This is a genomic window from Flavobacterium sp. NPDC079362 (assembly GCF_050267765.1).
Lineage (GTDB): Bacteria > Bacteroidota > Bacteroidia > Flavobacteriales > Flavobacteriaceae > Flavobacterium > Flavobacterium azizsancarii.
In genome coordinates this window covers 18,785-39,454 of the sequence record NZ_JBNNFM010000032.1, presented here as the reverse complement: position 1 = coordinate 39,454, position 20,670 = coordinate 18,785, and the positions used below count along the sequence as shown (strand labels likewise).

The 20,670-nt window shown below is 35.8% G+C and carries 8 protein-coding genes; 6 read left to right on the top strand and 2 right to left on the bottom strand.

Annotated elements, in window-relative coordinates:
* Positions 1 to 3: 3 nt before the first annotated feature.
* From ACQKCJ_RS20300 to ACQKCJ_RS20275, 6 genes are all read left to right on the top strand, one after another.
* On the top strand, positions 4 to 1,596 hold the full coding sequence (locus ACQKCJ_RS20300) for a solute:sodium symporter family transporter (RefSeq protein ID WP_271337136.1): 1,593 nt from the start codon (positions 4 to 6) through the stop codon (positions 1,594 to 1,596).
* An 819-nt stretch (positions 1,597 to 2,415) separates the two neighbouring features.
* Entirely contained in the window at positions 2,416 to 5,439 is a 3,024-nt protein-coding gene (locus ACQKCJ_RS20295; RefSeq protein ID WP_427402819.1) for a SusC/RagA family TonB-linked outer membrane protein, read from the top strand.
* Positions 5,440 to 5,471: 32 nt separating this feature from the next.
* Positions 5,472 to 7,001 carry a RagB/SusD family nutrient uptake outer membrane protein gene (locus tag ACQKCJ_RS20290; protein WP_427402818.1) on the top strand — a complete coding sequence of 510 codons (1,530 nt, stop codon included), beginning with the start codon at positions 5,472 to 5,474 and terminating at the stop codon, positions 6,999 to 7,001.
* Between the two features lie 195 nt (positions 7,002 to 7,196).
* On the top strand, positions 7,197 to 10,136 hold the full coding sequence (locus ACQKCJ_RS20285; RefSeq protein WP_427402817.1) for a discoidin domain-containing protein: 2,940 nt from the start codon (positions 7,197 to 7,199) through the stop codon (positions 10,134 to 10,136).
* Positions 10,137 to 10,265: 129 nt separating this feature from the next.
* Complete coding sequence (locus ACQKCJ_RS20280) at positions 10,266 to 12,605, top strand: glycoside hydrolase family 95 protein (protein WP_427402816.1); 2,340 nt, start codon at positions 10,266 to 10,268, stop codon at positions 12,603 to 12,605.
* Positions 12,606 to 12,806: 201 nt separating this feature from the next.
* Positions 12,807 to 15,074, top strand: coding sequence for a GH92 family glycosyl hydrolase (locus ACQKCJ_RS20275; protein WP_427402815.1), 2,268 nt, complete (start codon positions 12,807 to 12,809; stop codon positions 15,072 to 15,074).
* Between the two features lie 760 nt (positions 15,075 to 15,834).
* Here the strand turns inward: ACQKCJ_RS20275 and ACQKCJ_RS20270 are convergent.
* Both ACQKCJ_RS20270 and ACQKCJ_RS20265 read right to left on the bottom strand, forming a co-directional pair.
* On the bottom strand, positions 15,835 to 19,146 hold the full coding sequence (locus ACQKCJ_RS20270) for a DUF5107 domain-containing protein (protein ID WP_427402814.1): 3,312 nt from the start codon (positions 19,144 to 19,146) through the stop codon (positions 15,835 to 15,837).
* Between the two features lie 18 nt (positions 19,147 to 19,164).
* A complete protein-coding gene (locus tag ACQKCJ_RS20265) occupies positions 19,165 to 20,574 on the bottom strand; it encodes a sugar porter family MFS transporter (RefSeq protein WP_427402813.1) in 1,410 nt (469 codons plus the stop codon).
* Positions 20,575 to 20,670: the final 96 nt, after the last annotated feature.

Sequence of the window (20,670 nt, the reverse complement as noted above, 5' to 3'; positions counted from 1 at the left end):
TTTATGAGTGTATTGTCCATTGTTAGTTTTTTACTAATTACCGGTTTTATAGCCTTATTTTCAGCTTTAAAAACACGCACAAAAAAAGTACAAACCACGAACGGGCTTTTTTTTGCAGATCATAATAACAATTTTTTTATAGTAGGAGGAGCACTATTATTAAGTAATATTAGTGCAAATCAATTTATAGGCGAAAACGAATCCATATACACCAACAATATGAGCGTTATAGCATGGGGCGTAAGCTCTGTGTTTGCGATGTTGCTTGTGGCGGAGTTCTTTTTGCCTATTTATTTTCGTACCGGAGCCATGACAATTCCCGATTATCTGGGAAAACGTTACGATAATTCGACCAAAAAACTGGTGTCAATTGTATTCCTGTGCAGTTATATAGTAAATTTATTGCCAGCCGTTTTATATGGTGGTGCAGTTGCTCTTACCGGAATGTTCAATTTTTTACTGCCTTTGCAATTAACCTATTGGCAAAATATCTGGATTATGGTTTGGGTTATTGGCCTGACAGGATGTGCATATTCAGTTCTGGGAGGATTAAGGGCGATCTCTATAAGTGATACTATTTTAAGTGTTGGATTATTGACGATTGGAATTGCTTTTCCATACTTCGGATTTAAATTTTTAGGCAATGGCGATTGGTCAAAAGGATTCCATATTTTGCTTTCTCAAAATACAGAGCACTTAAATGCTATTGGAGGCGCTCATGATGAAATTCCTTTGAGTACCATTTTTACAGGTATGTTTATAATGAACCTTTATTATTGGGGAATGGAACAGTTTATCGTTCAGCAAGCGCTTTCGGCAAAAAGTTTATCACACAGTCAAAAAGGCATGGGATTAGCTTGTCTAGGCAAATTGCTTTGTCCTTTTATTATTAATATTCCCGGATTGATAGGCGTTCACCTTTATAAAAATCTTGAAAACACTGCTGAGGTTTTTCCTTTGGTTGTAAAAGATACATTGCCGGCTATTATGATTGGATTAACTGCTGCCGTTGTTTTAGGAGCAGCAATTAGTACTTTTAATGCAGGATTGAACAGTAGTAGTACACTTTTTGTCCTTAACCTTTATAAACCCTGGTTAGAGAAAAGAAACAAAGAAGTTACAGAGAAACATTTGGTATATACAGGACGTAAATTCGAGATCATTGTTTCTGCTTTGGCCATGTTTTCGGCGCCTTTTATAATGTTTAGTAAAGCAGGTTTTTATACTTATCTGCAACAGCTTGGCGGAATGTTTTGTCTGCCAATTTTTACTATTATTCTGGTTGGTTTTGTTTCGAAAAAAGTCCCGCCGCAAGCCGCTAAAATCGGAATGATATTTTTTATATTTAGTTACATCATCTTTAATTATATATTGAATATTCAGTTGCATTATTTGCATATGCTCGCAATATTATTTGTTTTCACTACAATATGTATGTTGGCAGTTTCTAAGTTTTATCCTAATTATCATTATACCGAAATCAAACTTGAATCTGTTAAACTGTCTCCATGGAAAAACCGTTACTGGTATTTTGGCGCATTGTTGATAGGTATGATAAGTATATTCGTTTTGTTTTCGAAATGGGGAATAGCTTAGGAAAGGATCAGAGGAGCAAAGGGATAAAGGAACAAAAGGTTTTCTTGTAGAGACGTACAGTTTTTTGTACGTCTTTTTTTGTTCGGTACAACCCCAACAGGATTTTAAAACCTGTCGGGTTTAAGAGCGTAAAAATCTTCGGCGATAAAGGTTTTCTTGTAGAGATGCTTTTGCGTCTTTTTTTGTGTTCAATACAAACCCGACAGGGTTTTAAAACCTGTCGGGTTTAACAGCATAAAATTCTTCGGCGATAAATAATCTCTCTTATTTCTGGGATGCATAGGTATGGCAGCGTTCCTAAATATTGTCTTTTATAAGATAAAAGTTTAATTTTTTGGTAACAGAAAGATATTGTAGCGTATTATAAAGTGTTAAATACATTAAAAATTATGTGCTAAAATTCACAAATTAGTCTCTTTGTCAGATTATTAAGAATGGTTTTGAGGCTTTTATCGCTGTTTTTTTTGTGTTTTGTTTAACATTGTGCAAAATGTAATTTGTAAGTTTTGAATTACGAGATAATCTTCATTATCACTTTTTTATAAGAGATGGTGCTTATTTATGCCTGAGATTTCTCTATTTATTCCTTGGTTTATTTATTTTTTTCTTTTTAAAGTTTAAAATTTATACTAAAGCCGAAAAAAAAACTCGAAAAAAATATCAATTTCCTAAAACATAAATTTGGATGTTATGAAAATATTTGTATGTTTGTAATGTTGTAGTATAGTATAGTATAAGTCAATTCGTTTTCTCATATTTTAAATGCTCAATATTCAAAAAACCAAACAAAAGATTTTATTAACTAAAAACCAAATCATTATGAGAATTGCAATAAGATACTTATGCTTCTTAGTAGTTATGATGTCCGCCGGTACACTTTATTCCCAAACCATCACCGGTAAAGTTACAGATAATGAAAATTTACCACTGCCCGGTGCCACAGTACTTGTAAAAGGCACACAAAACTCAACCGTAACTGATATTGACGGAAGTTACAAAATTACAAATGTTAAATCAGGATCTTCTTTAGAATTTAGTTTTATTGGATTCAATTCACAAAGTGTTTCTGCCAATAATGCAGTTGTAAATGTTGCATTAAAACCAAGCTCACAGGAACTAAATGAAATTGTTATTGTAGGTGCAAAGGTAAAACGTAGCGATCTTACGGGTGCTGTGGGAAATGTTTCGGGCGATAAATTGACTGAAACACCAACGGCCAACGTTGTACAGGCATTGCAAGGACGTGCGGCTGGGGTTTATGTAACACAAAGTGGTAAACCCGGAGATAGTGGTGATATTAAAATTAGAGGAAATAACTCGATACAATATGGTACAAAGCCAATATTTGTAGTCGATGGTCTTATTATAGAAGGTGGATTCGAATCGATCAACCCGAATGATATTGCTAACGTTGATATTTTAAAGGATGCATCTTCTACAGCTATTTACGGAGCCAGAGGAGCAAACGGAGTTGTTGTAATTACGACCAAAAAAGGAACAAAAGGAGAAGGTAAAGTAAACTTTGATACCTGGGTTGGATTGTCTGAGTTTAGTAAAATGTTACCATTGATGAACGGTCAGCAATTATTTGATCTTAGAGTTGACGCTTTTGCGAATCAATACATGGATCAGAACCCAACAGGAGATCGTGCTGCTTATATCAACCAAATTAAATCTGACGGTTCTAAGGTATTTGCTCCTTATGAATTAGACTCTTATAGAAATGGTAAAAGTTATAATTGGTTAGATGAGATCAAGCGTACAGGTGTACAGACGAATTATAATCTTTCATTTTCTGGAGGCGGAGACAAAGGTTCCTACTTTATGAGTTTCAGTTATGCTGATCAGGATGGTTTACTTAAAAATTCTTCCTTTAAAAGATATAATGGTAAAATCAACCTGACACAAGATGTAAAAACATGGTTGCAGGTAGGTACAAATACTACTTTTTCAAATAGCAAAGCTACTTACATTAATGATAGTGCTTTTCCTAATGCTTTAGGAGCGAATCCTTTATTGCCAATTGATCTTAATGCAACGTATTTGAAATACGGAGATGCTTTAAATTCAGATGCTTACAATCCTATAAGAAGTTTAACTATAGATGATAATAGTACAAAGAACCGCTTGATGTCAAGTAATTACGTAAATATTAAAGCAGCTGAAGGATTAAATTTCAGGACTACTTTTTCTGTAGATGTTCTTGATCAGGCTAACTTTAAATATTATCCATCAGATACAGGACAATCGATAAGAAATTCTGCAAGCGGAGAAGCAAATCACTATAGATATAGTGAGTTAAACTACCAATGGGACAATACGGTAACCTATAATAAAACAATTGGTAAACATGATTTAAATGCGCTTGGAGCTTTCTCAATTCAAAAAAACACAAATAACAACTCTGAAGTTACTGCAAGAGGATTTGCATCTGATGATTTTACTTATATGTATTTGGATGGTGCTTCGCAAAAAAATAATTTCACACTTAAATCTGATTTTATAACGACAACATTAATGTCATATACAGGAAGATTAAATTATTCTTACGATAAAAAATATTTCGCAACCGTTACAACACGTTTAGATGGTTCTTCTCGTTTTGGAGGTAACAATAAGTGGGGAACTTTCCCTTCTGTGGCTTTAGGCTGGGATGTTGCTAAAGAATTTTTACAATCTGTAGAAGCTATCAAATTATTAAAACTTCGTGCAAGTTACGGTATTGCAGGTAACCAAAACATTCCTAATTATGCATATGTGAGTCAATACAGACCACAATATACTAATGGAACAGCAATATTAAGATCAGATGGTCGTTTGGGAAATCCTGATTTACAGTGGGAAAAACAAAAGCAATTTGATTTAGGTTTAGACTTTGCCTCGGCGAATAATAGATTGTCTATAACTGTAGATTATTTTAATACAACAAATGATAATTTATTAATGGAAAGAACATTATCAACCGTTACCGGATTCAAGAATATGATAGATAATGTTGGTACAATGGTAAATAAAGGAATTGAATTTGGTGCCACTTATAAAATCTTAAAACAAAATGATTTGAGTTGGGATGTTTCAGGAAATATTTCATCTGCTAAAAATAAAATTACAAAATTATATGGCGGAGCAGATGTAATTTACAAAAAGGGCGGTTGGACTGGTGTCGAAATTCAAAGAGAAGGAAATTTATTTGTGGGTAAATCAATCAATTCTATTTACGTTTATCAGTTTGATAAAATTGCTCAAACAGCTGATATGGCTGAAATCAGTAAAATTGATTTTGGAGGAAGAACAGTTAAACCTGGGGATCTTGTTCCTGTTGACAGAAACAAAGATGGTAAAATCGATGATAATGACCGCTATGTAGTAGGAAATACAGATCCTGATTTTTACGGAGGATTTGCAACTGATTTTACTTACAGAGGTTTTGGATTGAATGCTGTATTTGCTTACTCTTATGGAGGAAAAAAAATCAGTTCAGCTTACGAAAGTTATATGAATTCAGGCGGAATGAGCGCTGCTCATACAGATCTTTTAGATCGTTGGACACCGGAAAATACAAATACAAATGTGCCAAGAGCGTATTATGGTGGCGGAAGATTCAATACTTACGAAACATCACTGGCCATCCAGAATTCATCTTTCTTACGTTTGAATGCACTTACATTATCTTATAATTTACCAAGTCTGTTTTTAGAAAAAGTATATCTTCAAAATCTACGTCTGTATGTTACAGGATCTAATTTATTTACGATCACAAAATACAAAGGTTACGATCCGGAAGGTGGAGATGCATATCCTAATTCAAGAATGTTTGTTTTAGGCTTGAATGTTTCATTATAACAATTGTTTTGGCAATAATTAAAAATACAATTATGAAAATAAAAATTTTAACAGCAATGGCATTCGTAATGCTTTTTGCTTCCTGTTCAGATTTTTTAGAGCAGGATCCAAATACTTCTCTTACAGAAGAACAGGCTTTTTCGACATTAAAAAATATAGACCCAATTGTTTTAGGAATGTATATCTCATGGAGAAATATACAAAAAGACAGGGGAGGCTTGATGTTTCAATTAGGAACAGATGAAACACAACAAGGTGCACTTCAGGTAATGACTACTCCCGGGCAAGCAGGATTAGATTATTATAATGGGTTTCTTTCTAAAGAGAATACCGCATTGGCAGAACAATGGGATTCTCGTTGGCCGGTGGTAAGTACTGCTGCAAAAGCCATATTTGCATTAAACAAGAATACAGAAGCTGATATTGAAAAAAGAAAAATATTATTAGGAGAAGCTAGTTTTATTAGAGCTACCATAATGTTTGAGTTAACACAGTATTGGGGAGAAATCCCAATTCTTGATGAAACACATAGCAAAGAATTAGGTCACGGAAGACAACCTTTGAAAGATGTCTATGCCTTTATTATAAATGACCTTAAGGTAGCTGAAGAAAACTTACCTCTTACACAAAAAAATCCATCTTTTCCTGTAAAATATCTGGCACAGGCACTATTGGGTAAAGTATACTTATATGCTCCTGAAGCATCTGGTGCACACGATTATACCCTGGCTAAAGAAGCATTTGCTAAGGTTATAAATTCCGGTAAATATAATCTGTTAGCAACTTATGCGGATGTTTTTAGCCCAGATCACGCTAATTCTTCAGAATCACTTTATGAGTTTCAGTTTACCAATGATTATCCGGATAACAACCAAATACAATGGCAAACAGGATCCAGAGCATTAGCAAACATAGATCAGTACGCTTATTTTGGAGGATACGATTTGTTGTTGCCTACAAAGTATTGTTATAATGATAAAACGAGCGGCGGAATTTGGGAATCTGGTGATAAGCGTAAAGATGCCAGTATCCGTTATGATTTTACTTATAAAGGTATTGTACCAACAATTCCGTCAGGTTTTGGAGGAGATGAACTAGATCCACACATAAAAAAGTATGAGGATATTCGTATCGATGGGAAACAATCGTTCTGGAATTCAGGTAAAAATAAACCTTACATCCGTTATTCAGATGTATTGCTTTGCTATGCAGAGTGTTTGAATGAATTAGGAAATACTCCTGACGCAGAAGGATTTGTAAATCAGGTTCGTAAACGTGGTTTTGGAGGATCATTACCTGCAGGAATGGAGTGGAGCGGACTTTCGAAAGAACAATTTAAAGAGCAGATGCTTGATGAGCGTATGCGCGAATTAGCTTTTGAAGGGTGGAGAAGAATGGATCTTATTCGTTCCGGAAAATTGGTACAGTACGTAAAAGCACGCAACAAATGGACTGCTGAAAGCGGTACCATTGCAGAATTCCACAATAGATATCCAATTCCTTTGGTAGAGATTCAGCTAAACGATGACATAAGCGATGCTGATCAGAATCCAGGTTATTAATATCAATTAAGACAGTTTTAATGTAATTTTTTATTTTTTGGTCTTGTGATTTTGGTTAGTCACAGTTTTGATTTGTAATGCCATTTTGGATTTAGGTAATAACAGTACTTAGGGAGTTTTCTGTTAGAAAAAACTTATTCCAAAATGGCATTCATTTTTTAATGTTTACAATTCGTAAACCAAGCAAGTAACAATATGAAGTTTAACACTATTCAGATTTATATATTTTTATTGGTTTTTACTATTTTATCATTTAGTATTTATGCTCAAAACAAAGTGAGTCTAAACTCTACTGATATTGTTTGGAAAGTCAAACCACAAGTAGAAGTAGGGCAGGACAGTCTTAAAATGCTTACATCAAATTATGCAGCTACAAATTGGGTAAATGCTGTTGTTCCCGGTACAATTTTTAATTCATATGTAGTAAGCGGATTAGAGAAAGATCCCAACTTTGGAGATAATATCTATCAGGTTGATAAAGCAAAATACGATCGCAGTTTTTGGTATCGCACGGAATTTAGCATTCCTGAAAATTTTACGAAAGATATTATCTGGCTTAATTTTGAAGGAATCAATCGTGAAGGAGATATTTACCTTAACGGAAAAAAGCTGGCGACTTTAAGCGGCATGATGCAACGTGGGAAATTTGATATTACCAAATTGATACATCGCAAAGAAAAAAACGTATTGGCAGTTTTGGTAAGTATTCCAAAAACACCTTTGAATAATTACGGAAGTCCAACTTATATTTCAAGCGCAGGCTGGGATTGGATGCCTTATGTACCGGGATTAAATTCAGGAATTACAGATGATGTTTATCTTACTAATACAAACAAAATAACCATTGCAGATCCTTGGATTCATACTAATCTGCCTTCAAACGCACGTGCCGATTTGGAAGTAAAAGTAGATCTTAAAAACTCATCTGCACAAAATCAGGAAGGAGTCCTAACAGGCGTTATAATGCCGGGAAACATTACTTTTTCTAAAAAAATCAATTTAGAGGCTAATGGGATTACCAGTATAAATTTAAGCAAAGAACAGTTTCCTGAACTTTCGATTCAGAACCCTAAATTATGGTGGCCAAATGGCTACGGAGATCCTAATTTATATACCTGTCAGTTTACTTTTAAAATAGGCGATGTCGTTTCAGATGCTCAAAAAATAACCTTCGGAATCAAAAAATACACTTACGATACGGAAGGCGGCGTTTTGCATGTTTCGATCAACGGAAAACGCGTTTTTCTTAAAGGAGGAAACTGGGGAATGAGCGAATATATGCTTCGTTGCAGAGGAGATGAATACGATCTTAAAGTGAAGCTCCATAAAGAAATGAATTATAATATCATCCGTAACTGGTTAGGTTCTACTACAGATGATGAATTTTACCAGGCTTGCGATAAATACGGTATTATGGTTTGGGATGATTTTTGGCTCAATGCAAATCCTAACTTACCCTTAGATATTCACGTTTTTAACAGCAATGTTATTGAGAAAATAAAACGTGTTAGAAATCACGCCAGTATAGCAGTTTGGTGTGGTAATAACGAAGGTTTGCCACAGCCTCCGCTTAACGGCTGGATCGCTGAAAATATCAAAACTTTTGATAATGATGATCGTTATTACCAGCCTTGTTCCAACACAGGAAACCTAAGCGGTAGCGGACTTTGGGGGAATAAAGATCCGAGGTTTTATTTTACAAAATATCCTGCAGCTTACGTGGGCACGGGAGATGGACCAAGTTGGGGTTTAAGAACCGAAATTGGTACAGCCGTTTTTCCAAACATCGAAAGTTTTAAGAAATTTATTCCTGAAAAAGACTGGTGGCCAAGAAACGAGATGTGGGACAAACATTTCTTTGGAGAAAAAGCCTTTAATGCTTCGCCGGATAATTATGATAAAAGTATCAATGAACGTTACGGAAAACCAAATAATCTCGAAGAATATACCTCAAAAGCCCAATTACTAAATATCGAAACCAACAAAGCCATGTACGAAGGCTGGTTGGATCATATGTGGGAGGATGCTTCAGGGATTATGATCTGGATGAGTCAGTCTTCATACCCTAGTATGGTTTGGCAGACGTATGATTATTATTACGACTTGACAGGAGCGTATTGGGGCGTAAAATCAGCTTGTGAGCCCATGCACATTCAATGGAATTCGGTAAATAATTCGGTTAAAGTAATCAATACAACAGGAACTGATTTCAAGAATTTAAAAGCTGAGGCCGAAGTTTATAATATGGATGGAAAACCGGTATCAAAATTCAAACAAAATGCGATTGTAGATTCGTATTCGAATACTGCGACAGAAAGTTTTGTGATTCCGTTTTATTCAAATCAAAAAAATCTTGCTTTTCAGAAAAATACGACAGCTTCTTCGACAGATGGAGGAAATACGAGAGACATTACAGACGGAGATTCTAATAGCCGCTGGGCAAGTAAAGCAACAGATGACGAATGGGTTTACGTAGATCTTGAAAATGAATACACCGTAAATCGAGTAGTTTTGAATTGGGAAAATGCATATGGGAAAGAATATAAAATTCAGGTAAGCACAGACGCTAAAAACTGGATAGATGCAAGTGTGATAAAAGAAGGAAAGCAAGGACTGGAAACCATTTCTTTTGATGAAGTAAAAGCACGTTATGTTAGAATGTTAGGTATAAAACGCGGTTCAGGCTGGGGATATTCACTGTATGATTTCAAGGTTTTTGGTGCTGATGCCAACACATCAGATTTGAGTCCGGTACATTTTATCAGATTAAAATTAAAAGACGCCCAAAACAAATTAGTGAGTGAAAACTTTTATTGGAGAGGAATCAACATGAAAAATTTTACGGATTTGAATAAACTCCCAAAAGCAAACGTAAATGTTTCAAATAAAGTGGTAAAACAAAATGGGAAATATGTTATAAAATCAAAAGTTTCAAGTCCGTCAGGGATTGCTTTTGGAGTTCACATACAAGTATTGAATGATAAAACCGAAGCCCAGATTTTGCCGGCAATTATAAGCGATAGTTATTTTACTTTACTAAAAGGAGAAAGCAAAGAAGTAACTGTAGAATTTGATGAAACACTTTTGAAAAATGGTGAAAAACCAGTTATAAAAGCAATTCCATACAATAAATAATAAGATTTGTATCCTAACAGGTTTCCAAAACCTGTTAGGTATGATTATGAAGACTTAAGAACATAATTTTAAACCTACAAGGTTTTGAAAACCTTACAGGATGCATAAAAACAATAAAAAACGACAATTATGAATATCAGAAAATTAAAAACACTGCTTTTTATACTATTGCCTCTCTTAGGCTATTCGCAAACCAATCCGTTAGAATTGTGGTACAACAAACCCGCCTCACAATGGGAAGAAACATTGCCACTAGGAAATGGACGTCTAGGTATCATGCCTGATGGCGGGGTTACAACCGAAAAATTAGTTCTGAACGAAATTACCTTGTGGAGCGGATCTTCGCAAGATGCCAACAATTATAAAGCCTATTCTTTTTTACCTCAGATCAGAGAATTGTTATTAGCCAATAAAAACAAAGAAGCCCAAAAACTGATCGATGAGCATTTTATATGCACAGGAGCTGGTTCAGGAAGCGGAAATGGAGCTGATGTACCATTTGGAGCATATCAGGTTTTGGGAAATATGACACTGAAATTTGATTACAAAACCCAATCAAAACCGGTAAATTACAGCAGGAATCTGGATATTCAAACCGCAGTTGCCGGAACTCAGTTTACGATTGACGGCGTAACGTATAAACGTGAATATTTTACAGGATTTGGAGATGATGCAGGTTTTGTAAGATTGACAGCAAGCAAAAAAGGAAAATTGAATTTCACTGTTCAATTAGACCGTCCGGAGCGTTTTAAAACCGTAAACGGTACCGATAATTCTCTTGTAATGACAGGACAGTTAAACAACGGAACTGACGGAAAAGGAATGAAATATAAAGCTAAGATAAAATCGCAGCTAATTGATGGAAATGCATCCTATACCAATAACGCAATTGAAATAAAAAACGCAACCGAAGTAATATTGTTTATCTCTGCCGGAACAGATTATAAAGATAAAAACTTCGAATCATCTGTAGATAAAATTCTGGATGCAGCAATGCAGAAAAAGTATGCCGATCAGAAGAAAAAACATATTGAAAATTATCAAAAGCTGTTCAATCGTGTGGTGCTGAACATCGGAAAAACGGCAAAAAACACATTGCCTACAAATGAGCGTTTAGATACTTTTATAAAACAGCCAGATTCAGACACGGGACTTCCGGTTTTATTTTATCAATACGGACGTTATTTAAGTATTAGCAGCACTAGACTAGGATTGTTGCCTCCAAATTTGCAGGGATTATGGGCGAAAGATGTACAAACGCCATGGAACGCAGATTATCATTTAGACGTAAATGTTCAGATGAATCACTGGGCATTGGAAACAGCCAATTTATCAGAATTGAATCTTCCATTAAAAGATTTGACTAAAGATCTTGTACCAAATGGAGAAAAAACAGCAAAAGCTTATTACAATGCTGATGGTTGGGTAGCACATGTTATTACAAACGTTTGGGGTTTTACAGAACCGGGAGAAAGTGCTTCATGGGGAATCACAAAATCGGGTTCAGGCTGGTTGTGCAACAATTTGTGGAGCCATTATTTGTACACCAATGATCAGCCATATTTGGCTGAAATTTATCCTATTTTGAAAGGAGCTGCACAATTTTATAAAAATATGTTAGTAAAAGATCCTGAAACGGGCTGGTTAGTAACATCGCCATCTGTATCACCGGAGAACTCATTTTTGTTACCAAACGGAGATGCATCTCATGTTTGTATGGGACCTACAATCGACAATCAGATTATTCGCGAATTGTTTAATAACGTGATAATCGCCTCTAAAAAACTTGGTTTAGATAATGATTTGAGTCTTGAACTAGACAAACAATTAAAATTATTACCGCCCCCGGGAGTTGTTAGTCCTGACGGAAGAATTATGGAATGGTTGAAAGATTATAAAGAAGAAGATCCTCAACACCGTCATATTTCTCATTTATATGGTTTATACCCAGGATCTTTGATTACTCCTGAAAACAAACCAGAATTGGTTGACGCAATTAAAAAAACACTTGAAGTAAGAGGAGATGATGGAACAAGTTGGTCAATTGCATACAAAATGCTGTTTTGGGCTCGTTTAAAAGATGGAAACAGAGCTTACAAATTATTAAAGACAATACTTAGGCAAACACACGATACCAATATTAATTACGGACCAGGCGGAGGTGTATATCCTAATTTACTTTCTGCAGGACCACCATTTCAAATTGATGGTAATTTTGGAGCAGCAGCAGGAATTGGCGAAATGCTGATTCAAAGTCATGCAGGGTTTATTGAATTATTACCTGCAATGCCGGATGCTTGGTTAAACGAAGGTGAAGTAAAAGGACTAAAAGCCGAAGGAAACTTTACGATAAACATCAAATGGGAAAAAGGTAAAGTAACAAAGTATGAAGTTTTATCTCCTATACCTACAAAAGTAAAAGTGAAGGTGAATGGAGAAATGAAAGAAGTTACTTCTACAAAATTATAAAATACACTTTTTAGACAATTAAGATTAAAAAAAATCGCGCCAAGCCGTAAAGCCGTCAAGTTTACACACATTTTTCTTTGCGACTCTGCGACTTTGCGCGAGATTTATTTGGCAAAGTCCCAAAGTTTAGGGATAGATATTTCCTTAATTTAATGACATTGCAAAAATGAAATTATGTTTCATAAATTCCCATCTTAAATCATGAATTTTACTAAAATAATACTCTTTGGAACATTATTATGTTCGATAGTTCTGGGAGCGCAAACCACAGAAAAAATAACCTCGCACGTAAACCCGTTTATAGGTACAGGAGCAGCTCATGGATCACCACTTTCAGGAAATAATTATCCCGGAGCAACAGTTCCGTTTGGAATGGTACAATTGAGTCCTGATACCCGTAACACACCAGATTGGAGCGTTGCAAGCGGTTATAATTATAATGATAATACGATTGCAGGTTTCAGCCACACTCATTTAAGCGGAACTGGTGTAGCTGAATTATTCGACGTGATGTTAATGCCTTTTAGTGGTACAATAGTAAAAGAAGAAGCAGGACAAAATGCGTATCAATCTAAATTTTCTCATGAAAAAGAAACTGCAAAACCGGGTTATTACAGTGTCGAACTTTTAGATTATCAGATAAAAGCCGAGCTTACGGCAACGACACACGCAGGTTTTCATAAATACAGTTTTCCAAAAAACAAAGAAGCTCATATCGTGATTGATCTGGATCATTCGATGAAAAAGTCCGATTGGAATACGCGCATTATTGCATCGCAATTGTCATTTCCTAATGATCATACGGTCGAAGGTTATCGCATTATTACGGGTTGGGCGCCAATGAGAAAGGTGTTTTTTCATGCCGAATTTTCACAACCTATAATTCGTAATCATGTTACGGATGGCGGAAATGTTTATGATAATCCCAGAATAGTCAATGGGAATGCCATTCGTGCGATACTGGATTTTGATACTTCAAAACAACAAGAAGTTTTGGTAAAAGTGGGTATCTCGGCAACTAGTATCGAAAATGCACGTCTGAATGTACAATCTGAAATTCCTGCCTGGGATTTTGATGGAACTGTAAATACTGCTGATGCTGTTTGGGAAAAAGAACTCAGTAAAATAAAAATTGAAGGTACAGCAGAACAAAAACAAATTTTTTATACGGCTTTGTATCACACTTTTATTCAGCCCAATACTTTATCAGATGTAAGCGGAGATTATCCATCAGCTGATTTTACAACCAGAAAATCATCAAAACCCTATTATTCAACATTCTCTTTGTGGGATACGTACCGTGGTGCGCACCCTTTGTACACCATTTTGCAGCCGGAACGTTCTATTGATTTTGTAAATAGTATGTTGGAATACTACAAAGTCTTTGGTTATTTCCCAATATGGCAATTATGGGGACAGGAAAATTACTGTATGATAGGCAATCATGCTATTCCGGTCGTGGTTGATGCTGTGCTGAAAAATTTACCTGGCATTGATTTAGATTTGGCATTCGAAGCCGTTAAAAATTCTGCAACTCGTGAACATCCCGGATCTCCGTTTGGTATTTGGGAAAAGTACGGATACATTCCTGAGAACTTAAAATCACAGTCGGTTTCATTGACGCTTGAAATGGCTTACGACGATTGGTGTGTGGCTGAATTAGCGAAGAAGTTAGGTAAAATGGAGGATTACAATCATTTTACAAAACGTTCTCAATTCTATAGAAATCTATATGACAAGGAAATAGGTTTCTTTAGGGCCAAAGATGACAAAGGCAATTGGATTGGTCCTTTCGATCCATTGAAATATGGCGCAAATGGAGGATATCCGTTTACAGAAGGAAATGGTTGGCAATACTTTTGGTATGTTCCACAAGACGTAAAAGCATTAGTAAATTTAGTAGGAGGAGATCATCTTTTTACCAAAAAACTAGATGCTTTTTTTACATTAGAAGACAAACCCGAAGAAGTAAATGACAATGCTTCAGGATTTATTGGACAATATGCTCACGGGAACGAACCAAGTCATCATATTGCGTATTTATATAATTACGCAGGTCAGCCTTGGAAAACCCAGCAATATGTCGCAGAGATTTTGAAGAAAATGTACAACACAACTTCGTCCGGTTATTCCGGTAATGATGATTGCGGAGAACTTTCGGCTTGGTATGTCTTTAGTGCTATTGGTTTTTATCCTGTTAATCCTGCGAGTAGTGTTTATGTTATTGGATCACCAATAGTTAAAGAAGCTTCTATTGAGTTAAAAGGAGGAAAGACATTTAAAGTTATCGCAAAAAATGTTTCTGATAAAAATATTTATATCCAAAGTGCCAAATTGAATGGTAAAACCTATACCAAAACTTTTATTCATCAATCAGATATTGATAATGGTGGAGTTTTAGAATTTATTATGGGATCAAAACCAAATAAAAAAAGGGGAAGTAAATTAGAGGATAGACCAGTTAATTAGATTTAAAATTATAAAATTGCCCACGGATTATGCGGATTGAACGGGTTTTCGCAGATTTTAATTTTATTATTAGAAAGCAATCTTGTCATCTCGACAGAGGAGAGATCACACAAGAAACTCCACAACTAAAAGAGCTGATCTTTGTCGATCTGCTGGTGTGATCCTTCGTTCCTCAGGATGACAAGATTGCGGAAATTGTATTAGTATAAAACCTGCTAGGTCTAATACTTGAATTGCCTCCGCAAGAAGCTAACATGATCTTGTCATCTCGACAGAGGAGAGATCACACAAGAAACTCCGCAACTAAAAGAGCCAATCTTTGTCGATCTTATAGTGTGATCCTTCGTTCCGCAAGATGACAAGATTGTGTCAGTTTTATTGTTTTAAAACCTGTTAGGTATAATATTTGAATTGCTTCCGCAAGAAGCTAACACAATCTTGTCATCTCGACAGAGGAGAGATCACACAAGAAACTCCACAAAAAATAGAGCGAATCTTTGTCGATCTTCTATTGTGATCCTTCGTTCCTCAGGATGAAGATTGTGTTTATCCATTGTGAGCAAAATAAAAAAATCCGTTTTTATCCGCGTTTTCGTGAAGCGAATCAGTGCGATCCGCGTGCTATATTCAATTCTCAGGATGACAAGATTATGATAAAAAAAACAAAAAGGTTTGATGAAATTAATCATCAAACCTTTTTTTGTTACTGAAGAACCAAAGTTTTCAAAACCTGTCAGGACTACATATTTAAACTACTAACTTAAACAGAAACTGATTCCTCATTCTTCAATAAAGACAAATGAATCGTAACGCCTGAATGACTTTTTTCTTCAGATAAAACACTTTCAAAAATTTCCTCAGCTTCTGCTTTTTTATCCAGACCCAGAAGTCCTAATCCCTGCATATACAAACAGTGAATTTTATTACGTTTGTCTAGATCATCTTCCCAAATCATAAGATCCGGAAGCGATACAGCAAAATAATCGATGGTAACATGATCGTTCAGATGTTTTTTTGCGTAAGCGACTAACTTCTCAAAACGTTTATCAGCTTCAGATTGTTGGTTTAATTTTAAGAAAGCCAATCCCTGATAGAAAATTTTATCCGGTTGCTGATCGTTATAGAAAATAGCAGCCGTTGGTTTGTCTAATCCCTGAGTTGCTTTATGCCACCAACTATTCGCTTGTTCTAAGTTGTTTTTCTTTTCGAAAGCAACACCCAGCCAATAATGAATGTCATTTTCCTGCGCTCCGGGTAATTTTCCTTCGCCTAAATTATCAGGATAAAATTGAGCTTGTTCCAGATTTTCGATTGCGTTATCGTAATTTCCTTCTGAGATTTGTTGTTTGGCAATTTCTGTTAAACTCGTAAGATATTGCCCGCTTACTTTTCCTTCACCGCCTTCCCACGGGTGAAAAATTCGGTTTTGTAATAAGGTTAGCGCTTTATCGTGTTTACCTAAAAGGTTGTACAAAGACACTCTTTCTAAGTAAACATCATCACGCTGAATCACCAATTCTAAATGTTTTTCTAAGAAAGCCAGTCTGAAAACCAAATCTCTATTCAAACGTTTGTACAATTGATCCAATTCCATTAGAATTCTCGAATCTTGTAAATCCAATGAAAATGCTTTTTCTAAACTGGAGAGTGCTTTTTCCGGATTGTTTAATTTATTGTAATACGCCAAAGCCAAATTACGATGTACAGTTGGGAAAGTATCATCGATAGCGACAGATTGTTCCCAACAGGATATAGCATCATCATAAAATTTTGAAGCATACCAAAAGTTTCCTAAATAATACAATGCTTTTGCGTCATTGGTTTGTTTCTGAATTACATTTTGAAGTAATAAAGCAGCTTCAATCTGATTTGGGAAACAGTAATCTGGTTTTGCCTGAGACGCCATTTTGAAGCATTTTTCGGCTTGACCTAAATCATTTAATTTTTCATAAAAAGAACCTGCGTAATACCACGCCATAGGGTAGGTTTCTTCGTCCTTAAGACCTTCACTCAATAAACCAATAGCTTGATTATATAAACCAGCCAAAGCATAATCTAAGGCATATTCTATATACGTATGAATGTTATTTCTGATCAATGAATTGAAATAATCCAACTCTTTTTTGTCATTGCTTAAAAGATATTTCTCATAAAGCAATCCGAAGTTGAAACAATCATTTTCAAGATAAGTATTCGCCAGTTTTAAAGCTTTTTCCTGTTGTCCTAATTTTCTAAGGAATGCAACTTGCAAATGTAACGCTTTGTGATCTTCGGTATTTTTAGAAATTGCCTTTTTGATATGCGTTAATGCCAATTCATAATCGCCATTTAATGCATCCAGTTGTGCAACATAGAAATAACCCTGATTTTGCCAGGCCGCATTCCACGTTGATTTGTAGAAAGCGTCGTATGCTTCTTTATTTTTATTCTGATATTTAAGACATAATCCTAAATTAAAATAAGCTTCGCCTTCATACGGATTTGGGTTTCTTTGGGTGAGCGTTTTTATAGCAGCTCTAAAATAAGGCTCGGCTTCTTCAAACTTCGCTCTTCGCATCAACCATAACCCCATCGCATTATTCGAACGAATATCTCCGGCATCACGTCTAATAGCTTCTTCGTAATAGGGAATCGGACTATAAGTGGCGTGTCTGTATTGTTCAAGATGCTGTGCGGTCAGGAACAATTGTTCGTTGTTTTCGATATCTTCAGGAGCAAGGGCAGGTTTTGCAGCTTCCGGGATTTTGTCTTCATTTGGTCCTTCGTACGTCCAGTCTACCAAAACTTTATTATCACCATCGGTTACAGAAATCGATAATCCTTCTAAAGATGTAGTATCAAAATTAATAGTTTCTTCGAATGAATTGTACGGAGAAGCATCATATTGTTTTTGAAATAAAATAGTATCGTTATTCTTTAAAGTAACCGTTGTATTTGGATAAACACCCGTTGTATAAGCTTTAATCACTAATTTATTATCGATGCTTTCGAGATTTACCATTGCATTTTTAGTCGCATTTTTCACGATACCTAGATCACGATACGGCATAAAATACTGCGTAAAATCCTTTTGTTCCCCCGGCATAATCCACGAGAAATCAGGCTGATTATCGGTGTAAACGCCACACATTAATTCGATATAAGGACCATCTTCGTCGGTAAGGTTACGATCCCACGCACGACCAAAATCTCCGTGACCCCAAGTCCATTGTTTTTTTCCGGGCGAAACATGATGATTGGCTACGTGCAATAATCCGCCTTTTGAATCATTTTCGTATCCGCCCACAAAATTATATTTAGACGCAATTGCCATATACGATGTTGGAACAGGGATGTTTTTATAACGCGAAATATCAGTTCCCGGAGAATAATCTACTTTATAATACGTTCCTTTTGCAATAGGGAAAGACGATACATCACGTTTTCCATGATCAAAAACAGCATTTACATCCGGCGGAAAAACCGATTGATAATCGTCATTTACCTTCACAGCAGGATTTGCCCACCATAAAAATGTTTGAGGAAACGAAGTTCTGTTATACAATTGTGCTTTAATTTCCAGATACGCTTTATCAGGATATAAACGGAAACCTGCCATACCTTTGGTTCTGAACATGCGCTCGACTTCGCTGCACCAAACCGTTGCGCTTCCGTCTTCGTGTTCTTCTATGTTAAAATCAACGGGATCAAAAGTGGTTGGTCTGTGGTGTTGTGGCCAGTTAAATTCGATTCCGCCAGAAATCCACGGACCTGTAAGACCTACCAAAGCCGGTTTTACAACCTGATTGTAATACACAAAATGGCGTTCTTTAGTTTTATCATATGCCATATGAACGCGTCCGCCAAGTTCAGGTAAGATCATTATTTTAACAAACTCATTTTCAAGATAAACGGCCTGATATTCTTTGTCGACTTTTTCGTCTGCGATTTTTTCAATAACCGGATAAGGATATACAGATCCGTTACTTCCCTGATACACTCTTTTCTCAATAAATACAGGATTTTTTTCAGGTTTACCCACCTCATAGGTTGGCAGGATTATTTTTTCCTTCCAAACATTTACTTTTTGCATGATGTAATGAAATTTAAATTATTGAATATTCTTTGATTTTTTATCAGCAACCATTAGTTCCTCAATCTCTTCAAGACTTTTGTTTTTGGTTTCAGGAAGTTTTTTGAATACAAACACAAATCCTAAGGCGCAGATAATACCGTACAACCAGAAAGTGCCTGATGTACCTAAGTATTCGTTAAAAATAGGGAATGTTTGCACCAATAATGCAGAGGCGATCCAGAGCGCAAATGTGGCTACAGACATCGCAACACCTCTGATTCTGTTAGGAAAAATTTCAGATAAAATCACCCATGTTATTGGAGCAAGGGACATTGCATAGATTGCAATGGCTAATAATACCAATAATAATAAAGGCAATCCGGTAACATTGGTATAATAAAAATATCCTAATAAAGCATAAATTACGGCAAGTGCACCGGAACCAAAAAGCATTAGTTTTTTACGGCCAATTTTGTCTACAGTTCCCATCGCAACCAAAGTAAAAATAAGATTGATACTTCCGGTAATGACAATATTCATGAACAAATCATTGATACTATAACCCGCCGAAACGAAGATTTCCTGCGCATAATTGAAAATGATATTAATACCGCACCATTGCTGGAAGGCTGCCAACACAATCCCGATTGTTAGAATGGGTAAAGCTTTTTTGTCCAGCAACATTCTGAAATCGGTTTTCTCGGTTTCGTGTGAGAAGGTTTCTTTTATTTTTACAATGGCATCTTTGGCATAGACCAATCCACCGATTTTAGTAAGTGTTTCTTCAGCAGTAGAATGATTTCCTTTTTTAGCCAGATATCTAGGACTTTCAGGAATTAAAAACATTAGGATAAAGAAGAGAACTGCCGGAAAAAATCCTGCCCAAAACATCCATCTCCAGCCCATTTGCCCATTCCATGAAGCCAAAATTTCGGCATGAGAATAACCTGCCGGAATAACCTCTGTAATCACCATATTGGTAATTTGTGCGGCAAGAATACCAATAACCACAGTAAGTTGGTTGATTGATACAAAAAGCCCTCGTGTTTCCTGCGGCGCGATTTCGGCAATATATAAAGGGGAAATAGTCGATGCGATCCCAATTCCGATTCCTCCAATAATGCGCCAGATGATGAATATCGTAAAAGTTTCTGACGCTCCTGTACCAAGTGCAGATATAGAGAATAATACTGCGGCAACGATTAACATAGGGCGTCTGCCATAAGTATCGGCCAGTTTTCCTGCAACGGCGGCACCCGCAACACAGCCAACAAGCGCGCTGCTCATTGCCCAGCCTTGTAAAGCGGGAGAATCTGAAATGCCAAAATAAATTTCGTAAAATGGTTTTGCATCACCTATTACAACCCAGTCGTATCCAAAGAGTAGACCACCCAATGCTGCAACAAGGCTAATTGATAGTAAAAAGGTATAATTATAGTTTTTCATAAAAAGGTTTTAATAGCTTTTGTAAAATTAGCGGAATAGGAACCTTTGATTTATGGATATTTTTTTTGAATAGATGGATTATAATCTGATTTTTTA